Raw genomic sequence first — 3066 nt, 5'->3', positions numbered from 1 at the left:
CACTGGCGGCCTGGGCGCCCTCGGTGTGTTGATGGCGGGCTGGCTGGTGGACCGCGGCGCCCGTCGGCTGGTGTTGACGGGCCGCACGACCCTGCCACCGCGCCGGGACTGGGATCTCGACACTCTCGACGCCGGGTTGCGCCAGAAGATCGACGCGATCCGCGGCCTGGAGTTACGCGGCGTGACGGTCGAAGCCGTCGCCGTCGACATCGGGAACCGCGACGATGTGCTGTCCCTGCTGGACCGGCGTGACCGTGATGGGGCCGCACCCATCCGCGGCATCATCCACGCGGCCGGCGTCACCGACGATCAGCTCGTGACGAACATGACCGATGACGCGGTGCGCCGGGTCGTGTGGCCCAAGATCGCCGGTAGCCAGGTGCTGCACGAGGCGTTCCCGCCGGGCAGCGTCGACTTCTTCTTCCTGACCGCCTCCGCGGCGGGCATTTTCGGCATCCCGGGGCAGGGTTCCTACGCCGCGGCGAACTCCTATCTGGACGCCCTTGCCCGGACCCGCCGCCAACGGGGTTGCCACACCCTGAGCCTGGACTGGGTGGCGTGGCAAGACCTCGGGTTCGCCGCCGACGCCCAGATCGTCAGCGAAGAGCTGCAGCGCATGGGTTCGCGAGCCATCACCCCCGCAGAGGCGTTCGCCGCCTGGGAATTCGCCGACGGCCACGACGTCGCGCAAGCGGTCGTCGTGCCGGTGCCGACTTCAGCCGACGGGTCCGGCGGCTCGGAAAGCTACCTGCTGCCGGCACGCGACTGGTCCGGTCTGTCGGCTGCCGAAGTGCGTAACGAGCTCGAAGAGGGTCTGCGACGAATCATCGCGGCGGAACTGCGTATTCCGGAGTCCGCGCTGGACACCGACCGGCCGTTTGCCGAGCTCGGTCTCAATTCCCTGATGGCGATGGCGATTCGACGCGAGGCCGAGCAGTTCGTCGGCATCGAGTTGTCCGCGACGATGTTGTTCAACCACCCCACGGTGGCAGCCCTGGCCAGCTACCTGGCCAAACGTGTTGCGCCGTCGGACGATCCGGAAGACGACGCGATGGCTCTGCTCTCCTCGTCGGCGGGCAGCGTGCTGGACAGTCTGTTTGACCGCATCGAATCGAGTCCCCCCGAGGCCGACAGGTCTAAGTAATGCGAACCGCTTTCAGCCGGATTTCCGGTATGACCGCGCAGCAGCGCGCCATCCTTACCGAGGAATTCACCAAGATCTCCCGCGTCGCCGTGGCGGAGCCGATCGCCGTGGTGGGCATCGGATGCCGATTCCCCGGTGATGTCGACGGCCCGGATAGCTTCTGGGACTTGCTGGTAGAGGGCCGCAATGCGATCTCGCGCATACCGGCCGACCGGTGGGACGCGGACGCGTTCTATGACCCCGACCCGCTGACGCCCGGCCGGATGACCACCAAGTGGGGCGGCTTCGTGCCCGACGTGGCCGGTTTCGACGCCGAGTTCTTCGGCATCACACCACGTGAGGCCGCGGCCATGGATCCGCAGCAGCGAATGCTGCTCGAGGTGTCCTGGGAGGCCCTCGAAAATGCCGGCATCCCACCGGATTCCCTCAGTGGCAGCCGGACCGGTGTGATGATGGGCGTCTACTTCAACGAGTATCAGTCGATGCTCGCCGCGACGCCGGACAGCGTGGACGCCTACAGCGGAACCGGAAACGCCCACAGCATCACCGTCGGGCGCATCTCGTACCTGCTGGGCCTCCGCGGCCCCTCGGTGGCCGTGGACACCGCATGTTCGTCGTCCTTGGTTGCGGTGCATCTGGCCTGTCAGAGTCTGCGGCTGCGCGAGACCGATTTGGCATTGGCCGGCGGGGTCAGCATCACTCTGCGTCCCGAGACCCAAATCGCCATCTCCGCTTGGGGATTGCTGTCCCCCAATGGCCGGTGCGCCGCATTCGACGCGGCCGCCGACGGCTTCGTGCGCGGTGAGGGCGCCGGCGTGGTGGTGCTCAAGCGGTTGACCGACGCGGTGCGCGACGGTGACCACGTGCTGGCGGTGGTGCGCGGTTCGGCGGTCAACCAGGACGGCCGCTCCAACGGCGTCACCGCGCCGAACACCGCAGCGCAATGTGACGTAATCGCCGACGCGCTGCGATCCGGTGATGTCGCACCGGAAAGCATCAACTACGTCGAGGCGCACGGCACCGGCACAGTCTTGGGCGATCCCATCGAGTTCGAGGCGCTGGCCGGCACCTACGGTCTGGTCAAGGACAATGCCCAGGGCCAGTGCGCGCTGGGCGCGGTAAAGACCAACATCGGCCACACCGAGGCGGCGGCCGGCATCGCCGGCTTCATCAAGGCCACGCTGGCCGTGCAACGCGCCCAGATCCCGCCGAATCTGCACTTCTCGCAATGGAATCCAGCCATTGACGCCGCATCGACCAGGTTCTTTGTGCCGACCGAGAACACCGCATGGCCGGCCGCCAATGGTCCGCGTCGAGCCGCGGTGTCGTCGTTCGGACTGGGCGGTACCAACGCGCACGTCATCATCGAGCAGGGTCCCGACCTGGCGCCGGTAGCTGGAAGTGCCGGGAGCACAGAGGTTTGCACGTTGGTGGTGACCGGCAAGTCGACGCGGCGGGTGGCCGCGGCGGCGGGTGCGCTCGCCGACTGGTTGGCGGGCTCCGGCTCGGCGACTCCGCTCGCCGATGTCGCCCACACCCTCAACCATCACCGCGCCCGGCACCCCAAGTTCGGCACCGTCGTCGCTCGCGACCGTGATCAGGCCGTCGCCGGCCTGCGCGCCCTGGCCACCGGCCAGCACGCTCCCGGGGTGGTGCTCCCGCGAGAAGCGACCCAGGACGGGGCACCTGGCACGGTTTTCGTGTACTCGGGCCGCGGTTCCCAGTGGGCCGGGATGGGGCGCCAATTGTTGTCCGACGAACCGGCTTTCGCCGCCGCACTGGACGAGCTCGAGCCGGTGTTCGTTCAGGAGGCGGGGTTCTCGCTGCGCGACGTGGTGGCCGAGGGCAAGCAGTTGATCGGCATCGAGCAGATTCAGCTTGGCCTGATCGGCATGCAGTTGGCGCTGACGCAGCTGTGGCGT

Annotated in this window: 2 protein-coding genes; both read left to right on the top strand. The window is 68.1% G+C overall.

All coding sequences use genetic code 11. The annotated features are described in order from the left end of the window. A partial coding sequence (locus tag BST27_RS29950) for a beta-ketoacyl reductase (protein ID WP_139805470.1) occupies nt 1-1144 on the top strand: 1144 nt, incomplete at its 5' end. After that, nucleotides 1144-3066 (top strand): type I polyketide synthase (locus tag BST27_RS29945; RefSeq protein ID WP_083148796.1); only part of this gene is annotated, 1923 nt, incomplete at its 3' end. The genes BST27_RS29950 and BST27_RS29945, both read left to right, overlap by 1 nt.

Origin of the sequence: Mycobacterium intermedium, from assembly GCF_002086275.1 — a bacterium.
GTDB classification, from domain to species: domain Bacteria; phylum Actinomycetota; class Actinomycetes; order Mycobacteriales; family Mycobacteriaceae; genus Mycobacterium; species Mycobacterium intermedium.
This window is presented reverse-complemented; position numbering and strand designations above follow the sequence as displayed.